15 protein-coding genes and 1 pseudogene are annotated in these 16,739 nt (G+C 66.1%); 3 read left to right on the forward strand and 13 right to left on the reverse strand.

All coding sequences use genetic code 11. From position 1 onward, the window contains the following. Nucleotides 1-153: 153 nt before the first annotated feature. Nucleotides 154-1,500 carry a M48 family metalloprotease gene (locus tag SMN802W_RS0105575; protein ID WP_026325790.1) on the forward strand — a complete coding sequence of 449 codons (1,347 nt, stop codon included), beginning with the start codon at nucleotides 154-156 and terminating at the stop codon, nucleotides 1,498-1,500. Beyond that, nucleotides 1,497-2,216 carry a DsbA family protein gene (locus SMN802W_RS0105580; protein WP_019515912.1) on the forward strand — a complete coding sequence of 240 codons (720 nt, stop codon included), beginning with the start codon at nucleotides 1,497-1,499 and terminating at the stop codon, nucleotides 2,214-2,216. Before SMN802W_RS0105575 ends, SMN802W_RS0105580 begins: the two co-directional genes overlap by 4 nt. A gap of 228 nt (nucleotides 2,217-2,444) precedes the next feature. On the opposite strand, the gene SMN802W_RS0105585 is transcribed toward SMN802W_RS0105580, so the two are convergent. From SMN802W_RS0105585 to SMN802W_RS0105645, 13 genes and pseudogenes are all read right to left on the reverse strand, one after another. Next, nucleotides 2,445-2,744 (reverse strand): hypothetical protein, encoded by a 300-nt coding sequence (locus SMN802W_RS0105585; protein WP_019515913.1) that lies wholly within the window; start codon nucleotides 2,742-2,744, stop codon nucleotides 2,445-2,447. Further along, nucleotides 2,741-2,947, reverse strand: coding sequence for a TOBE domain-containing protein (locus SMN802W_RS0105590; RefSeq protein WP_019515914.1), 207 nt, complete (start codon nucleotides 2,945-2,947; stop codon nucleotides 2,741-2,743). Before SMN802W_RS0105590 ends, SMN802W_RS0105585 begins: the two co-directional genes overlap by 4 nt. 122 nt (nucleotides 2,948-3,069) lie before the next feature. After that, on the reverse strand, nucleotides 3,070-3,294 hold the full coding sequence (locus SMN802W_RS0105595; protein ID WP_019515915.1) for a hypothetical protein: 225 nt from the start codon (nucleotides 3,292-3,294) through the stop codon (nucleotides 3,070-3,072). 147 nt (nucleotides 3,295-3,441) lie between these two features. Beyond that, entirely contained in the window at nucleotides 3,442-4,833 is a 1,392-nt protein-coding gene (gene lpdA / locus SMN802W_RS0105600) for a dihydrolipoyl dehydrogenase (protein ID WP_019515916.1), read from the reverse strand. Between the two features lie 110 nt (nucleotides 4,834-4,943). Then, nucleotides 4,944-6,214 (reverse strand): annotated as a pseudogene (odhB, locus tag SMN802W_RS16500) (2-oxoglutarate dehydrogenase complex dihydrolipoyllysine-residue succinyltransferase). Nucleotides 6,215-6,240: 26 nt separating this feature from the next. Then, nucleotides 6,241-9,207, reverse strand: coding sequence for a 2-oxoglutarate dehydrogenase E1 component (locus SMN802W_RS0105610; protein WP_019515917.1), 2,967 nt, complete (start codon nucleotides 9,205-9,207; stop codon nucleotides 6,241-6,243). 137 nt (nucleotides 9,208-9,344) lie between these two features. Further along, on the reverse strand, nucleotides 9,345-10,229 hold the full coding sequence (sucD, locus tag SMN802W_RS0105615) for a succinate--CoA ligase subunit alpha (RefSeq protein WP_019515918.1): 885 nt from the start codon (nucleotides 10,227-10,229) through the stop codon (nucleotides 9,345-9,347). Nucleotides 10,230-10,252: 23 nt separating this feature from the next. Beyond that, the gene (gene mdh / locus SMN802W_RS0105620; RefSeq protein WP_019515919.1) at nucleotides 10,253-11,215 is read right to left on the reverse strand and encodes a malate dehydrogenase; all 963 of its coding nucleotides are present in this window, start codon (nucleotides 11,213-11,215) and stop codon (nucleotides 10,253-10,255) included. A gap of 123 nt (nucleotides 11,216-11,338) precedes the next feature. After that, nucleotides 11,339-12,433, reverse strand: coding sequence for a cell division protein ZapE (gene zapE / locus SMN802W_RS0105625; protein WP_019515920.1), 1,095 nt, complete (start codon nucleotides 12,431-12,433; stop codon nucleotides 11,339-11,341). Beyond that, the gene (locus SMN802W_RS0105630; protein ID WP_019515921.1) at nucleotides 12,433-12,906 is read right to left on the reverse strand and encodes a PaaI family thioesterase; all 474 of its coding nucleotides are present in this window, start codon (nucleotides 12,904-12,906) and stop codon (nucleotides 12,433-12,435) included. Before SMN802W_RS0105630 ends, zapE begins: the two co-directional genes overlap by 1 nt. 89 nt (nucleotides 12,907-12,995) lie before the next feature. After that, nucleotides 12,996-13,778, reverse strand: coding sequence for a succinate dehydrogenase iron-sulfur subunit (locus SMN802W_RS0105635; RefSeq protein ID WP_019515922.1), 783 nt, complete (start codon nucleotides 13,776-13,778; stop codon nucleotides 12,996-12,998). Nucleotides 13,779-13,955: 177 nt separating this feature from the next. After that, the gene (locus SMN802W_RS0105640) at nucleotides 13,956-14,555 is read right to left on the reverse strand and encodes an ATP-dependent Clp protease proteolytic subunit (RefSeq protein WP_238560111.1); all 600 of its coding nucleotides are present in this window, start codon (nucleotides 14,553-14,555) and stop codon (nucleotides 13,956-13,958) included. Nucleotides 14,556-14,602: 47 nt separating this feature from the next. Continuing rightward, nucleotides 14,603-15,568 carry a C13 family peptidase gene (locus SMN802W_RS0105645; protein WP_019515924.1) on the reverse strand — a complete coding sequence of 322 codons (966 nt, stop codon included), beginning with the start codon at nucleotides 15,566-15,568 and terminating at the stop codon, nucleotides 14,603-14,605. A 155-nt stretch (nucleotides 15,569-15,723) separates the two neighbouring features. Here SMN802W_RS0105645 and SMN802W_RS0105650 point away from each other — a divergent pair, with 155 nt between their 5' ends. Further along, on the forward strand, nucleotides 15,724-16,725 hold the full coding sequence (locus SMN802W_RS0105650) for an SDR family oxidoreductase (protein ID WP_019515925.1): 1,002 nt from the start codon (nucleotides 15,724-15,726) through the stop codon (nucleotides 16,723-16,725). Nucleotides 16,726-16,739: the final 14 nt, after the last annotated feature.

Below are 16,739 nucleotides of genomic sequence, written 5' to 3' on the forward strand. Positions count from 1 at the left end.
GCACGTCGCCCGGATGCTTCAGCAGCGGTTCAGCGCCGCTGCGGCAAGCGTCCGGGCGATGCGCTGCTATGATCCCGCGCCGGTCGGCGTTATGTTGACGCCGATGCGTTTACCGACATCTCAGATTCCTGGTCGCGCGGGCAGCGCGCAGTGATCCGGCGTCTGGTCACGTTGCTGGCGGGTGCTGCGATGCTCTCAGCCGCGCCGGTGCAAGCACAATCGTTGCTGCGCGATGCCGAAACCGAGTCGCTGTTCCACGACATGTCGGCACCGATCGTCACCGCGGCCGGGTTGCGCCCCAACGACGTGCAGTTCGCGCTGGTCAACGACGGGTCGATCAACGCCTTCGTCGTCGGTGGGCAGACGGTCTACATCCACTCGGGGTTGATCGAGGCCGCGGACAACGTGAACCAGGTGCAGGGCGTGATCGCGCACGAACTGGGACACATCGCCGATGGCCATGTCGCCAACGCCGATGCGGGGCAGAAGCCCGCGATGGCGATGTACCTGCTGTCGATGGTGCTCGGGCTTGCTACCGCGGCGGCGGGCGGCGGTGCGGCTGGCATGGGCGTGATGGCCGCGGGGCAGCAGGCCGCGATGGGGCATTACCTCGCGTTTACCCGCACGCAGGAAGCGACCGCGGATGCGAGCGCGATCAAGTATCTGAAGATCGCCGGCATCTCCGCCAAGGGCATGCTGACCTTCTTCAAGGTCTTGCAGCAGCAGGAATATCGCTACGGGACGGGCAACATCGATCCGTTCATGCAGTCGCACCCACTGTCGGGCACGCGCATCGCCACGCTGGAAGGCGATGTGAAAGAATCGCCCTTCTACGACAAGCCGATCGACCCCGCCTTGCAGGAACGGTTTCGCCGCGTGAAGGCGAAGCTGCTGGGCTACGTTTCCGATCCCAAGCAGACGCTCAACCAATATCCCGACAGCGACCAGTCGCTCTACGCGCATTATGCGCGCGCCTATGCGTACCATAAGGCCGGCTACCCCGACAAAGCCGATGCCGAGGCCGCGGCGTTGATCAAGGCCAAGCCCGACGACCCGTACTTCCAGGAAATCGTTGGGCAGATCATGCTGGAGGCGGGGCGCCCCAAGGACGCGCTGGTCCTCTTACGCGCCGCATACGAGGGGACGCGCAGCAATCCGCTGATCGGCACGACCTACGGTCATGCGCTGATCGCGACCGAGAACCCTGCCAATTACGATGAGGCAAAGCGTGTGCTGCGCATCGCGGTGCAGCGCGATGACGAGAATCCGTTCGCGTGGTTCCAGCTCGGCACCGTGTACGAATTGACCGGCGACGAAGCCCGCGCGGCGCTCGCCGGAGCAGAGCAGGCAAGCCTCACCGGCGACACCGCTACCGCCGCAGTGCGTGCGCGCATGGCGCTGGCGGGATTGCCGAAGAACTCACCCGACTGGATCCGCGCGCAGGATATCTCGATGACGTCGCAGGACGTGATCGACAAGGGCAAGAAGAAGCGGAAATGAATCGGGCGACGCTGTTGGGGATGGTGGCGCTGGGTGCGGCGTGCGGTGCGGGGAGCATGTTCCTGGCTGACCGAGTCGCGCCGTCTGACCTGGGTAGCGCGGACAAGGCGCGCGTCGAGCGTGTCGTGCGCGACTATGTGCTCGCCAATCCCGAGCTGATCCCGCAGGCGATGCAGAAGCTGCAGGAGCGCGATGCCGCGCGGGCTGTGGCGGCGAGCCGCGGTGCGATACAGGAGCCGTATGCGGGCGCGTGGATCGGCAACCCCAAGGGCGACGTGACGCTGGTCGAATATTACGACTACAATTGCGGCTTCTGCCGCGCCACGCTGCCGGTGTTGCAGAAGCTGGTCGATCAGGATCCGAAGCTGCGGATCGTGTTCAAGGAACTGCCGGTGCTGTCGGCGGAGAGCCGCGTTGCTGCTCGCGCCGCGCTCGCCGCGGCGAGGCAGAACAAGTTCAAGCCCTTCCATGATGCGCTTTACGCCGCCGGGCCGGTCAGCGACACAACGATTGCCTCAGCAGCGCGCTCGAGCGGAGTCGATTTGTCGAAGCTGCCTGACGACGCCGATGCGACGATCCGCGAGAATCTGGAAACCGCGGCCAAACTGGGGATCACCGGTACGCCGAGCTGGGTTGTCGGCGAGCAGGTGCTGACAGGCGCGCTGCCGATCGACCAACTGCAATCCGCCATCGCCAGCGCCCGCGTGACCGGATGATTGCGGGCGCACCTGTTGTTCGCTCAAAGGCTGGTCCCGTGAGCTTGCTTCTGCGTTGAACGCGGATGCACGACGTTGCTCAGGCTGAAGCATCGTTGGTTGCACGCAACGCCGACAGGGCTACGCGGCGCCGCAGAAAAACGCGGCGGCGCGCGCGAACCATGTGAGCGCCGGATCTGGGCGGTGCGAAGTCGCACGAAGTTATCGGACGGCAGCTTCGTGACCGGGTCAGCCGATCTTCTTGCCCCGCCATGCCAGCGACTGGCGGTTGAGTATTACCAAATCGGCTTCGCCTGCGATCACCGCCTCGCCCAGTTCGACTGCGCTGGTCAGCAACGCGGTGTCGGCATGGGCGTAGGCGGGGCGCTTCGGGATCGCCGCGTACCACACGCCACCGACCGCGGTGTCGAGCAGGATACGCTGAAAGCAATGGTCGTTGCGCACCGGCCAGCCACGTGACGCGGAAAGCGCGGGCATCGTCTCGCGCGTCAACGTCAGCCAGCGCTGTTCGAGCGCGTGGCGCGTCACTTGCCGATCAGGACGTCGCTCGCCTTAACCAGCACCGTCACGCTGTCGCCGACCACAAGACCTAGCTCAGCGATCGCTTCCTCGGTGATCGAGGAGGTGACGACGTTGCCGCCGCCGATGTCGACCTTGATCGTGCCGTTGACGGCGCCCGGATTGATCGCGGTGATCGTGCCCGAGAACTGGTTGCGTGCGCTGATCTTCATCGTCGAGGTGCCTCATGACCGCAGCCAGAATGGCTACGGCCTATGATGGTCATGCGACTCAAGACGCGAACAGGCAAGGGTGGGGACGGGCAGATACGCGCCGCCCCCCCCAAATGCCGGGCTCAGCTGCGGTGCGCCTGCGCCGCCTGCTTGCGCGATGCGACCTTGGCGCGGTGATGACCGACGGCGCAGCCGATCGCGGCACCGGCAACGCCGTGACCCTTGCCAACGAAATGCCCGCCGACCCCGCCGACTGCAGCACCCTTCAGACAGCCCTTTGCTTCGGCCGGAGCAGTGGTCAGGAGCGCAGAGGTGGCGAGTGCAAGAACGATCGCTGTGTGCTTCACGGTGTCTCTCCTTGTTAGGTCATCACTGATGCACCTGTGCCGCTGTCGCGCCAGTGATGACCGGGTTAAACTTCGGTCACGGACATGCAGACGGCGGCGACGCATCGCTGCACCGCCGCCGTCTGCATGACTTGGCCCGGATGCCGATCAAATGTGGATCGGCTTGCCCGTCACCGCCATCGCGGCTTCCTTGATGGCTTCCGAATGGGTCGGGTGCGCGTGGCAGGTGTAGGCGATGTCCTCGCTCGTCGCGCCGAACTCCATCGCCTGCGCCGCCTGCGCGATCATCGTGCCCGCGACCGAGGCGATTGCCCATACGCCGACGACGCGGTCAGTCTTGGCGTCGGCGATGATCTTCACGAAGCCGTCGGGCTCGTGGTTGGTCTTGGCGCGGCTGTTCGCCATCATCGGGAACTTGCCGACCTTGACCTCGCCCTGCTCGCGCGCGAGCTCCTCGGTCAGGCCGACGCCCGCGATCTCGGGCCAGGTGTAAACAACGCTCGGGATCACGTCGTGATTTACGATGCCGTGCTGCCCGGCGATGTTCTCCGCCACCGCAATACCTTCATCCTCGGCCTTGTGCGCGAGCATCGGACCCGGGATCACGTCGCCGATCGCCCACACGCCGTTGACCGAGGTGCGGAAGTCATGGTCGGTCTCGACCTGACCGCGCCCGTTCGGCGACAGCCCGATCTTATCGAGCGCGAGCCCGTCGGTGTTCGCACGGCGGCCGATCGAGACGAGCACGCAGTCGGCGGTCAGCGTCGTCGTCTCGCCGCCCGCGGCAGGCTCCAGCGTCAGCGTGGCGGTGGTCCCGTCCGACGTGATGCCGGTCACCTTGGTACCGAGCTTGAACTCGATGCCCTGCTTCTTGAAGATCTTGTTCGACTCCTTGCGGATGTCGCCGTCGAAGCCGGGCAGGATCTGGTCGAGGAACTCGACGCAGGTAACCTTGGCGCCCAGCCGGCGCCACACGCTGCCGAGCTCGAGCCCGATCACGCCGCCGCCGATCACCACCATGTGCTCGGGCACCTTGGGCAGCTCAAGCGCGCCGGTCGAGTCGACGATCACCTTCTGATCGATCTCCACACCCGGCAGTGGGGTGACGGTAGAGCCGGTCGCAATAACGATGTTCTTCGCGGTTACCTTCTGGTCGGCGACGGTGACGGTGTGCGCGTCCTCGAACGCGGCGCGGCCCTTCAGCCATGTCACCTTGTTCTTCTTGAAGAGGAACTCGATGCCGCCGGTCAGCTGCTTGACCGCATCGCGACGCTGGCCGTGCATTGCGTCAAGATCGAGCTCGGGCGTCACCTTGATGCCCATCTTCGCCATCGCGCCGTTTGCCGCGGCGTCGAAATATTCGGATGCGTGGAGCAGCGCCTTCGACGGAATGCACCCGACGTTGAGGCAGGTCCCGCCCAGCGTCTCGCGACTTTCCGCACACGCGGTCTTGAGCCCGAGCTGCGCCGCGCGGATCGCGGCGACGTAGCCGCCGGGGCCGGCACCGATCACCAGCACATCATAATCGTATTCAGCCATCGTACTTCTCCCGGGCATCAGGCCAGCTTCGGATTGGCGTCTCGCGCGGCAGGAGCGATGCGCCCCGAGGCACGAGACCCCGGCCGCGGCCGAGGTGACGCTTTATATGATTACAGGTCGATCAGGATGCGAGTCGGGTCCTCGATCGCGTTCTTGAGCGCGACCAGGAAGGTCACTGCCTCGCGACCGTCGATCAGGCGGTGGTCGTAGCTGAGCGCCAAGTACATCATCGGGCGTACCACGACCTGGCCGTTCACCACTACCGGGCGATCCTCGATGCGGTGGAGGCCCAGTACTGCCGACTGGGGGGGTTGATGATCGGGGTTGACATGAGGCTGCCGAACACACCGCCGTTGGAGATGGTGAACGTGCCGCCACGCATCTCGTCCATCTTGAGCGTGCCGTCCTTGGCGCGGCGGCCGAAGTCGCCGATCGTCTTCTCGATGCCCGCGACCGACAGGTCCTGCGCATCGCGGATGACGGGCACGACGAGGCCGCCCGGCGACGACACCGCGACCGAGATGTCGGCGTAATCGTGGTAGACGATCTCGTCACCCTCGATCGAGGCGTTGACGCTGGGAATGTCCTTCAAGGCCATTGTCGCGGCCTTCACGAAGAAGCCCATGAAGCCCAGGCGGACGCCGTGCTTCTTCTCGAACAGGTCCTTGTACTTCGCGCGCGCCTCGATCACCGCGGTCATGTCGACGTCGTTGAACGTCGTCAGCATCGCGGCGGTGTTCTGCGCTTCCTTCAACCGCTTGGCGATCGTCTGGCGCAGGCGGGTCATCTTCACCCGCTCTTCCTTGCGCCCCGACGCAGCCGCGGGAGCTGTGGCTGCCGCAGCAGGAGCGGCCGACGCCGCAGGCTTGGACGAGGCCGCGGTGGCAACGTCTTCCTTGGTGATGCGACCGTCCTTGCCGGTGCCCTTGATCGTCGATGGATCGACGCCGTGTTCCAGCACCGCGCGACGCACCGAAGGCGAGAGCGCGGCAGGGCCGTCGCCCCCAACAGGTGCGGCGCCGTGGTTGCCGTAGCCGCCCGAGACCGGCGCAGCGTCACCCTGCGACGGGGAGGGGGAGGGCGAACCAGCCGGCGACTGCGTCACTGCGGGCTGCGGTGCGCTCGCCTGCGCCGGTGCCGAGCCGCCGGCGTCGACGGTTGCCAGCAGCGCGCCAACCTCGACGGTGTCGCCGACCTTGACCGCGTGTTCGCCCATAACGCCCGCGACGGGCGAGGGAACCTCGACCGAGACCTTGTCGGTCTCGAGGCTCGCAATCGGCTCGTCCGCTGCGACCTTGTCGCCCGGCTGCTTCAGCCACTCGCCAACGGTCGCCTCGGTGATCGATTCGCCCAGCGTGGGCACCAGAACTTCGGTTGCCATGATCTATTCCTGTGTTGAGCGAAGGGTCAGGCGCCGGCCGAGCCGGCCTTCTTGGTGGTGTCGGCCTCGCGAGTCCGGCGGATTTCCTCGCGCACATTGTGCCCGAGCGCGTCGGCGATCAGCGCACCCTGCTCGGCCTGGTGGCGCTTCATCAGGCCGGTCGCAGGCGAGGCGGCAGCGGCGCGGCCGGCGTAGCGCGGACGCCTGACCGGGCAGTTCGCGTCCTTGAGCACTTCCTCGATGAACGGTTCGACGAAGAACCAGTAGCCGTTGTTGCGCGGCTCTTCCTGCGCCCACACGACCTCTTCGAGGTTCGGCATCCGCGCGATCCGCTCGACCAGCGACTGCGTCGGGAAAGGGTAGAGCTGCTCGACGCGCACGATCTGCGTGTGCTCGTCGCCGGCCGCATCGCGCGCTTCCATCAGGTCGTACGACACCTTGCCGGTGCACAGCACGAGCCGCCTGGTCGCCGCATCCGCGGGCGCCGAGGGGTCGGACAACACGCGGCGGAAATGCGTGTCGCGCTGGAAGTCCGCCGCGCTCGACACCGCCAGCTTGTGGCGCAAGAGCGACTTGGGCGTGAAGACGACCAGCGGCTTGCGGAAGTTGCGGTGCATCTGCCGGCGCAGCAGGTGGAAGTAGTTCGCCGGGGTGGTGCAGTTCGCGACCTGGATGTTGTCACCCGCGCACGCCTGCAGGAAGCGCTCGGGTCGCGCCGACGAGTGCTCAGGCCCCTGACCCTCGTAGCCGTGCGGCAGCAGCATCACGAGGCCGTTGGCGCGCAGCCACTTGGCCTCGCCGCTCGTGATGAACTGGTCGATCATGATCTGCGCGCCGTTGACGAAGTCGCCGAACTGCGCCTCCCACAGCACCAGCGTCTTCGGGTCCGCCAGCGCGTAGCCGTATTCGAAGCCGAGCACGCCGTATTCGGACAGCGGCGAGTCGAGCACTTCGAAGCTGCCATGCTCGACGTTCCACAGCGGCACGTACTTGTGCTCGTCACCCTGGTCGACCCAGACGGCGTGACGCTGCGAGAACGTCCCGCGGCCCGAGTCCTGGCCCGACAGACGAACGCCGTAGCCCTCCGAGAGGAGCGATCCAAACGCGAGCGCCTCGCCGGTCGCCCAATCGAAGTTCGCGCCCGAGCGGAACATCTCGCGCTTGGCGTCGAGCACGCGCGACAGCGTCTTGTGGACCGAAATCGTGTCGGGGATCGCCGTCAGCAGCCGGCCGAGCGCATCGAACAGCTTGGGCTCGATCCCGGTGTCGACGCTGCGACGCTGGCTGTCGGCGTCGGCCGGGGCGTGGAGCCCGGACCAGCGGCCCGCGAACCAATCGGCCTTGTTGGGCTTGTACGCCGCGCCCGCCTCGAACTCGCCCTCCAGCCGCGTCGTGAACAGCTTCACATTCTCGTCGACCCATGCCTGATCGACGACGCCTTCCTGCACCAGTCGCCTGGCGTAAATGTCGCTGACGCCGGGGTGGCTGCGGATCGCCTTGTACATGATCGGCTGAGTGAAGCCGGGCTCGTCGCCCTCATTGTGGCCGAAGCGGCGGTAGCACCACATGTCGATGACAACGTCGCGGTGGAACTTCTGTCGGTATTCGATCGCCATCTTGGTGGCGAAGGTGACCGCCTCGGGATCGTCGCCGTTGACGTGGAAGATCGGCGCCTGAACGCCCTTCGCAACATCGGACGGGTAGGGCGACGAGCGCGCGAACTGCGGGCTGGTGGTGAAGCCGATCTGGTTGTTGATGACGAAATGGACGCAGCCGCCGGTGTTGTAGCCGCGGATGCCGGAGAAGCCGAAGCACTCCCAGACGATGCCTTGCCCCGCGAAGGCGGCGTCGCCGTGGATCAGTACGGGCAGCGAGCGCGAATGCGTGTCGAGGTCGCCCGCGATCGTCTGGATCGCGCGGATCTTGCCGAGCACGACCGGGTCCGCCGCCTCGAGATGCGAAGGATTGGCGACCAGGCTCATGTGCACCTTATGGCCGTCGAACTCGCGGTCGGTCGAGGTGCCCAAGTGGTACTTCACGTCGCCCGAGCCACCGATATCGTCGGGGTTGGCGCTGCCACCCGCGAATTCATGGAAGATGACGCGCAGCGGCTTGCTCATCACGTTGGCAAGCACGTTCAAGCGGCCGCGGTGCGCCATGCCGAACACGATCTCATTGACGCCATCGGCGCCGCCGTACTTGATCAGGCTCTCAAGCGCGGGGATCATGCTCTCGCCGCCGTCGAGGCCGAAGCGCTTCGTGCCGACATATTTGCGGCCGAGGAACTTCTCCCACTGCTCGGCCTCGATCACCTTGTTGAGGATCGCCTTCTTGCCCTCGGGCGTGAACTCAATCGCCTTGTTCTTGCCCTCCATGCGATCCTGGAGGAAGCGACGCTCCTCGACGTCGGCGATGTGCATGTATTCGAGGCCGACGTTGCCGCAGTAATTCGCGCGCAGTGTGTCGACGACCTCGCGTACTGTTGCCCACTCCAGCCCCAGCGTGCCGCCGAGGTAGACCGGGCGATCGATGTCATTGTCGGTGAAGCCGTAATATTCGGTCTTCAGATCCTCGGGCAGCTCGCGCAGGCCGGAGAGGCCGAGCGGGTCAAGGTTCGCCGCCAGATGCCCGCGCACGCGGTAGGTGCGCACCAGCATCTGCACGCGGATCGAATCGCCCGCGGCACGGATGATGTCGTCCTTCGAGGGCGCGGCCGCGGCCGGTGCCGCCTTGGCGCCGCCCTTGGCGGGCCTGGGCGCGGGCTCCATCTGCGTCGGGTCGAGCGCGGCGGTCAGGTCGTCGGTGGTGGTCAGCGGCCAGCGCTGGTTGGTCCAGGACGGCGTGCTGCTTGCGCCCTCAAGCCCTTCGAAGAAAGAGCGCCAGCCGGGCTCGACGCTGTCGGGAGCGGATTTGAAGCGGGCGTAGAGCGTGTCGATGAACGCGGGGCTGACGCCGCCGGCGATGTCGCTGAAATCCTGACCTTCGAAGCCCATCACACACCTCATGTCTCGCCGGCAAAGGCGAGGGGGGGCCGGCCGCCTTGAAGGCGGCGATCGGACGAGCGCGGGCGGCCCCGGTTACAAGCGCTCGTCCGTCATTCACGCGTCACCCGCGAACGGGCGATCGCGCCTCAACCCTTCAGCACCTCGAGCAGGGTCGAGCCGAGCTCGCTCGGGCTGGCCGCAACCTTGATCCCGGCAGCTTCCATCGCCGCGATCTTGCTCTCGGCGTCGCCCTTGCCGCCCGACACGATCGCGCCGGCGTGGCCCATGCGACGGCCCGGAGGCGCGGTGCGGCCCGCGATGAAGCCGGCCATCGGCTTCTTGCGTCCGCGCTTCGCCTCGTCCTTGAGGAACTGTGCCGCCTGCTCCTCGGCGTCGCCGCCGATCTCACCGATCATGATGATCGACTCGGTCGCGTCGTCGGCGAGGAACAACTCCAGCACGTCGATGAAGTTGGTGCCGTTGACCGGATCGCCCCCGATGCCGACTGCGGTGGTCTGACCCAGGCCGGCGTTCGAGGTCTGGAACACCGCCTCGTACGTCAGCGTGCCCGAACGGCTGACGACGCCGACCGAGCCCTTGCGGAAGATGTTGCCCGGCATGATGCCGATCTTGCACTCGCCCGGCGTCAGCACGCCGGGGCAGTTCGGGCCGATCAGCCGGGACTTCGACCCCGAGAGCGCGCGCTTCACACGCACCATGTCGAGCACCGGAATGCCCTCGGTGATGCAGACGATCAGCGGCACCTCGGCATCGATCGCCTCCAGGATCGAATCCGCGGCGAAGGGCGGCGGCACGTAGACCGCGCTGGCAGTCGCGCCGGTCGCGGCCACGGCCTCGTGCACCGTGTTGTAGATCGGCAGCCCGAGATGCTCGGTTCCGCCCTTGCCCGGCGTGACGCCGCCGACCATCTGCGTGCCGTAGTCGAGCGCGGCCTGCGTGTGGAAGCTGCCGGTGTTGCCGGTCATCCCTTGCGTAATGACCTTGGTATTCTTGTCGACGAGGATGCTCATCGGGGGTCCTTTTCGTCAGCCGTTCAGGCGAGCGTGTTGTCGATGCCGCGGCACGCGGTGAGCAGTTCCTTGACCGCGTCGACCGATACCTGGAGGTTCTGCTTCGCCTCGTCAGACAGCTTGACCTCGACGATCTTCTCGACGCCGTTCGCGCCGATCACGACGGGGACGCCGACGTAAAGGTTGTCGATGCCGTACTCACCCGACAGGTTGGCGGCGGCGGGGAGGATGCGCTTCTGGTCATACAGATACGCTTCCGCCATCGCGATGCCGCTGGTCGCGGGGGCGTAATAGGCCGAGCCGGTCTTCAACAGCGCCACGATCTCGCCGCCGCCGCCGCGCGTGCGCTTGATGATCTCGTCGACCTTCTCCTTGGTGGAGAAGCCCATCTCAATCAGGTCGCTGACCGGGATGCCGCTGACGGTCGAATATTCGAGCACGGGCACCATCGTGTCGCCGTGACCGCCGAGCACGAAGGTGTTCACGTCCTTCACGCTCACGCCGAACTCGGTCGCGAGGAAGTGCGAGAAGCGCGCGCTGTCGAGCACGCCCGCCATGCCGACGACCTTGTTGTGCGGCAAGCCGGAGAATTCGCGCAGCGCCCACACCATCGCGTCGAGCGGGTTGGTGATGCAGATGACGAATGCGTCGGGGGCATTATTTTTGATGCCCTCGCCGACCGCCTTCATCACCTTAAGGTTGATGCCGAGCAGGTCGTCGCGGCTCATGCCGGGCTTGCGCGCGATACCCGCGGTGACGATGATGACGTCCGCGCCGGCGATGTCGGCATAATCGTTGGTGCCAGTAATCTTGGCGTCAAAGCCCTCGACTGGCCCGCATTGCGACAGGTCGAGCGCCTTGCCCTGCGGCACGCCTTCGACGACGTCGAACAGGACGATGTCACCCAAATTCTTGAGCGCAGCCAAATGCGCGAGCGTGCCGCCGATGTTGCCGGCGCCGATCAGCGCGATCTTCTTGCGGGCCATTCCATCCCCTCTCGTCGTTACGGTGGATGGTTAGGTCGCCTACGCGCTTTGGCGGCGTGCGACAACCCGCAAAAGCCTCGGTGGCAAGATATTACCGATAACAGTTCGCAATAGCGTTAAGCTTCATGCTTGGCCGTGACCCTGCGTCAGATACTCTTCCGATCGCATCTCTTCCAAGCGGCTGACGGTACGTTCGAACTCAAACCGGCCATCGCCTGTTGGATAGAGCTTGTCCGGTTGCGCGTCGGCGGCGGCGAGCAGCTTGACCTTATGTTCGTAGAGCGCGTCGATCAGGCTGACGAAACGCGCGGCCTCGTTGCGGTTCTCCGGCCCCAGGACAGGTACGCCGACGATGATGACGGTGTGATAGCGTCGGGCGATCGCGAGATAGTCGGCGGCGCCGCGCGCCTCGCCGCACAGCCGCTTGAAGCTGAACACGGCGACGCCTTTTAGCGCTTTGGGGACGTAGAGCGTGCGGCCCTGCACCGACAGCTCCTCGCTCGGTACGTGCTCGCGGTCCTCCGGCGGATAGTCGGTCAGGCGGAAGAAGGCGGCGGATAGCTGCGCGGTTGCTTTCGCGCCGTTGGGAACGAGCCAGGTATCCTGCTGGCCTAGCCGGTCGCGGCGATAATCGACCGGCCCGTTAAGTGCCAGCACGTCAAGCCGCTCGCAGATCAGCGCGATGAAGGGCAAGAAGTGTTCGCGGTTGAGGCCGTTCCTGTACAGGTCGGTCGGCGCGCGATTGCTGGTGGTGACGATCGTCACGCCCGCCTCGATCATCGCGGTGAACAGCCGCGACAGGATCATGGCGTCGGGCGAGTTGGTCACCATCATCTCGTCGAAGGCGAGCAGTCGCGCGTCCTCGGCGAGCGCTTGCGCGACGGGGATGATCGGATCGCCGGCTTCCTTGCGCCGCTCGATCGCGATGCGGCCGTGAACCTCGATCATGAACTCGGCGAAATGGACGCGGCGCTTCGCGGGGACGTCGACGTGATCGAAGAACAGGTCCATTAGCATCGACTTGCCGCGGCCGACGTCGCCCCACAGGTAGACGCCTTTCGCCGGGACCACGCGACGGCGGAACAGGCCGGTGGTGCGCGGATGCTCCAGCTCGTTCGCCAGCGCGTCGAGGCGGTCGGCGGCCGCGGCCTGCTCGGCATCGGGGCGGAGCTCGCCCGCGGCGATCAGCGCGTCATAGGCGGCACGTACCCCCGCCATCAGGGTGCGCTCGGCTTGCGGATCGTGCCGGAAAACTCAGCCACCGTCATGTCCAGCTGCACCAGCAGCCCACGCACGAAGACCAGCCGCCGTGTTTCGCGCAGGATTTCGACCTGCGCCTCCAGCGGCTCACCGACGCGGCCTGCACCGATGAAGTGCGTGTTGAGGTCGAGCGTTACCGCAGGACCGGCCGAGAGCACACCGAAGCTGCGCAGTGCGGCGAACAGCGCCACGTCGATGAAGCCGAGCAGCGCGCCGCCGTGGACGTTGTTGCCGAAGTTGGAGTGTCGATGTTCCGGCGTCATGCGGACGCGGGCGAGCGCGTCTTCCTGCCGGACGATCACGTCGCCCAAGAACGAGTTGAAGCGGGTCTCGTCGCGGAAGCGCCAGTGCATCCAGCCAGGATGGTCGGGATGTTCGTCGAAGAGGAAGGCGCGCGAGGGGGTGGCCTCGCTGTGGTCGCTACGGTCCATGGTGATCCATTCATGCCGGCGGCGGGGACGTGTTCAGGCACGCGCCGCGGCAGGACCGGCATGAACGGTGGCGGATAAGAGCCGGCGGATCAGACGATCCGCTCGACCTCCATCTTCTTGATTTCGGCGATCGCCTTGGCGGGCGAGAGCCCCTTGGGGCAGACGTTGGCGCAGTTCATGATCGTGTGGCAGCGATACAGGCGGAACGGATCCTCCAATGCATCGAGCCGCTCGCCCGTCATCTCGTCGCGGCTGTCGGCGAGCCAACGATACGCCTGGAGCAGGATCGCCGGCCCCAGGAACTTGTCGGAGTTCCACCAATAGCTTGGGCACGAGGTCGAGCAGCATGCGCACAGGATGCACTCGTACAGGCCATCGAGCTTGGCGCGCTCCTCCGGGCTCTGCAACCGCTCCTTGCCCGAGGGCGGCGGCGTGACCGTCTGCAGCCACGGCGTGATCGAGGCATATTGCGCGTAGAAGCGCGTGAAGTCGGGCACAAGGTCCTTGACCACGTCCATCGCGGGTAGCGGTGTAATCTTCACCTCACCCTTCACGTCCTCAATCGCGGTGGTGCAGGCGAGGCCGTTGCGCCCGTCGATGTTCATCGAGCACGAGCCGCAAATGCCTTCGCGGCACGAACGGCGGAAGGTGAGCGACGAGTCCTGCTCACCCTTGATCTTGATCAGCGCGTCAAGCACCATCGGGCCGCATTCGTCGGTATTGACCTCGAACGTGTCGAAACGCGGGTTCTCGCCCGAATCGGGATCGTAGCGATACACCTTGAAGTTGCGCATCTTGCCGCCGGGTTGCGGCGAGGGATGCTTGCTGCCGCCCTTGATCCGGCTGTTCTTGGGCAGGGTGAACTCGGCCATGCGCGTCTCTTACTCATCTGGTGGCAGGATCGCAGGCGAGAGACGTCACGATCGCTGTCGGCTCAGTTACCCGATCGCGGCCGCAGCCGCAAACGAGCCTGCATCACTCCTAGCGCGGACGCGCCAAGGCTCAAGACATAATGCGCCCCGACTGCGCCTGCCACCATTTGCGCAGGGTCAGATGATGTCGAGAACCAAGCCCAAATCGCGCGCGTGGCTCGCCTCGATGTACCAATTGTGCGGCGCGCGCTGCTTTAATTCATCAAGCGTCACCTGCGTGCCGCGGACGAGATCGGCGAAGCCCTCGTCCTGGATGCGGATCGAGTCCTCGATCTCGTTGAGCTTGGCGTTGAGCACGGGCGACAGCGTGTTGAGCGGCCCCGACAGTTGAATCGTCGAATTCATGAGCCGTTCGTGGATCATCAGCCGCGAGTTCTTGGTCAGGAAGCGCTTGTCGGCGGGGAAGGCGGACATGAAGGTCGCGCCGGCGGAATAGACCGCGACCTTGCCGAGGAACAGCGTCTCGCGTCCGGTGTATTCGCGCATCAAGCGAATCGAATCACCCATCGCACGCGCCATCTCCGGATCGCCGCCGAGTGTCGTAATCGAGACGACCAGCGGACCTTCGGTGGGCGCGGCGGCAAGCCCGTCGAGGAACTTGGCGTACATTCGATCATCGACGGTACCGTAGAGCTGGATATGCGGACGCGCGAGCAGCGGGTAGTTGTTCGCATTGCTGGGCGTGGCGGCGGGCATGGGGGTGCTGGGCTGGGTCATGGCGCGCTTAGCGTCAGGAAGCCGGCAAGGTTCCCACGCTTGTCGCGCTATTTGACCTCGAGCAAGGCGCTCGCCGGGCGGCCGACGCGCGGTGTCGCGACGGGCAGGTCGCGCTCCAGTACGGCGAGCCAGCGTGCTGCACCCGCGCCGATCGATACCTGCGGACGCGAAGGATCGAGCGACGACGCGCGTTCCCATCCCGCGATCAGCGTCTGCGCCTGCACCGCCGCGCTGGCGAGCGGTTGCGGTTTCCTGAGCGCGGTGTTGACCAGCGCGTCGCCGAAGAAGGTCCAATCATTGTCCGCCTGACAACCGAAGGAGGGCCGGTCGGCCGCCGCCGCGGTCACGATCGCGGTCGTGTCCGACGACAGCATGGGCACGAACACGCCCGAATAGCAGGCGCTGAGCAGGAGCAGGCGGTTGCGGATGCCGAGCGTCGACAGCTGGTTCCACAAGCGGGCAGGGGACACCGCGCCGTAGCCCTGATCACCGTCGTTATAGTAAAGCCCGAACGGCGCGCCGTGGCTGGTGGTGTAGAGGATCAGCACGTCCTCCGCCGGGTCCATCACCTCGGCAACGCGTGCGAGGGCGAGGTCGAGGTTGCCGGGGCTGCCCATCGCCAGTTCGCTGTCGCGCGTGCCGTCGCTGCCGGCGAGCAGGATGACGTGGCCGTCGGCGTGGTAGCGCCGGGCGAGCACGCGTGCGGCCTCGCGTGCCTCGCGCCCGAAGACGGGATCGCTATCGAGCGCGGCGACGATCACGAACGCGTCGACCTGACCGGGACGCTGCGGCCGCACCGCGGCGAGCGTACGTTCGAGCCGGCGATGTTCGTCGAGCCGCCAGCGCGCGGATCGGTCGCGCTCGACATCGATCCCCATGTCGGCCTCAATCTGCGTTTCGTTGTCGCCGCCGGCGAATACCGGGGCGGGGAGGGTGTGGCGAGCGGGCTGGTAGGTCTGCGCGGTCGCGACGGTCGCGATCGATGCGATGACGAGCGGCAGAAGCATGCGCATGGCCAAGGTCCCCTGCGCGCAGATTAGCCGGCACGGCGCGTGGCTCGTCAAGAGCGCAATCGCGCCGCGGTCTTGAGGTCCACCTGCCCGACGCTCACACCGGAACGCTCGTCCGTCACGTTCGCTATGCTGCACATGCGAGAGGATGCTTGACTATGTCATTGAAGTTGAAACCGCTCGATCAGCAGGTGATCGTCATCACCGGTGCCTCGTCGGGGATCGGGCTGGTCACCGCGCGGCTAGCGGCGACCCGGGCTGCGAAGCTGGTGCTGGCCGCTCGCGACGAAACCTCGCTGAGGGAGATCGTGGCGGACATCGAACAAGCGGGCGGGGAAGCCTATGCAGTCGCCGCCGATGTGGGTGACGCCGAGGCGATGGCGCGGGTCGCGCGTCATGCGGTGGCACGGTTCGGACGCATCGACACCTGGGTCAACAATGCCGGCGTCGCGATCTACGCCAAGCTGCTCGATACCCCGGTCGACGAGCATGAGCGGCTGTTCCGCACCAACTATTTCGGTGTCGCCAACGGCTGTGTCGCCGCGGTGCCACACTTGCGTGAGCACGGCGGGGCGCTGATCACCGTCGCCTCGATCGCCGCGGGGATGCCGAGCCCGCTGATGGGCGCCTATGCCGCGAGCAAGCATGCGGTGAAGGGCTATATCGATACGCTGCGCGCCGAGTTGTTGCAGGACGCCGCGCCGATCTCGGTCACGCTGATCCAGCCGTCGGGCATCGACACGCCGGTCGCCGAGCATGCGAGCAACCACGTCGGCGGCAAGGCGCGCATCCCGCCCTTGGTGTACGATCCGGTGCTGGTGACGGAAGCGATCCTCGATGCGGCGACCCGTCCGACGCGCGGCGTGACGGTGGGCGGCGCGGGGAAGATGCAGATGCTCTTCGCGCAACACGCGCCCGCCCTGTTCGACCGTGTGGCCGCGTTGGGTTCCGCAATGTTCATCGACCCGACGCGCAATCAGCCGCGGCCGGACGATCTGTTCGCCCAGGCGCATGACGGCGTGGAGCGATCGCGCGATCAGACGGGGAAGGGATTCAGCGTTTACACCTCGGCCGCACGGCACCCGGTGGCGGCGCTGGCCATCGGCGCGGCGCTGGCGGGGACAGCGGCAGGGCTGTGGCGGCATCGTCGCGCGGCGTGATTCAACAAGAAACC

The sequence above is a fragment of the Sphingomonas sp. Mn802worker genome, assembly GCF_000382485.1.
In the GTDB taxonomy this organism is placed as follows: domain Bacteria; phylum Pseudomonadota; class Alphaproteobacteria; order Sphingomonadales; family Sphingomonadaceae; genus Sphingomonas.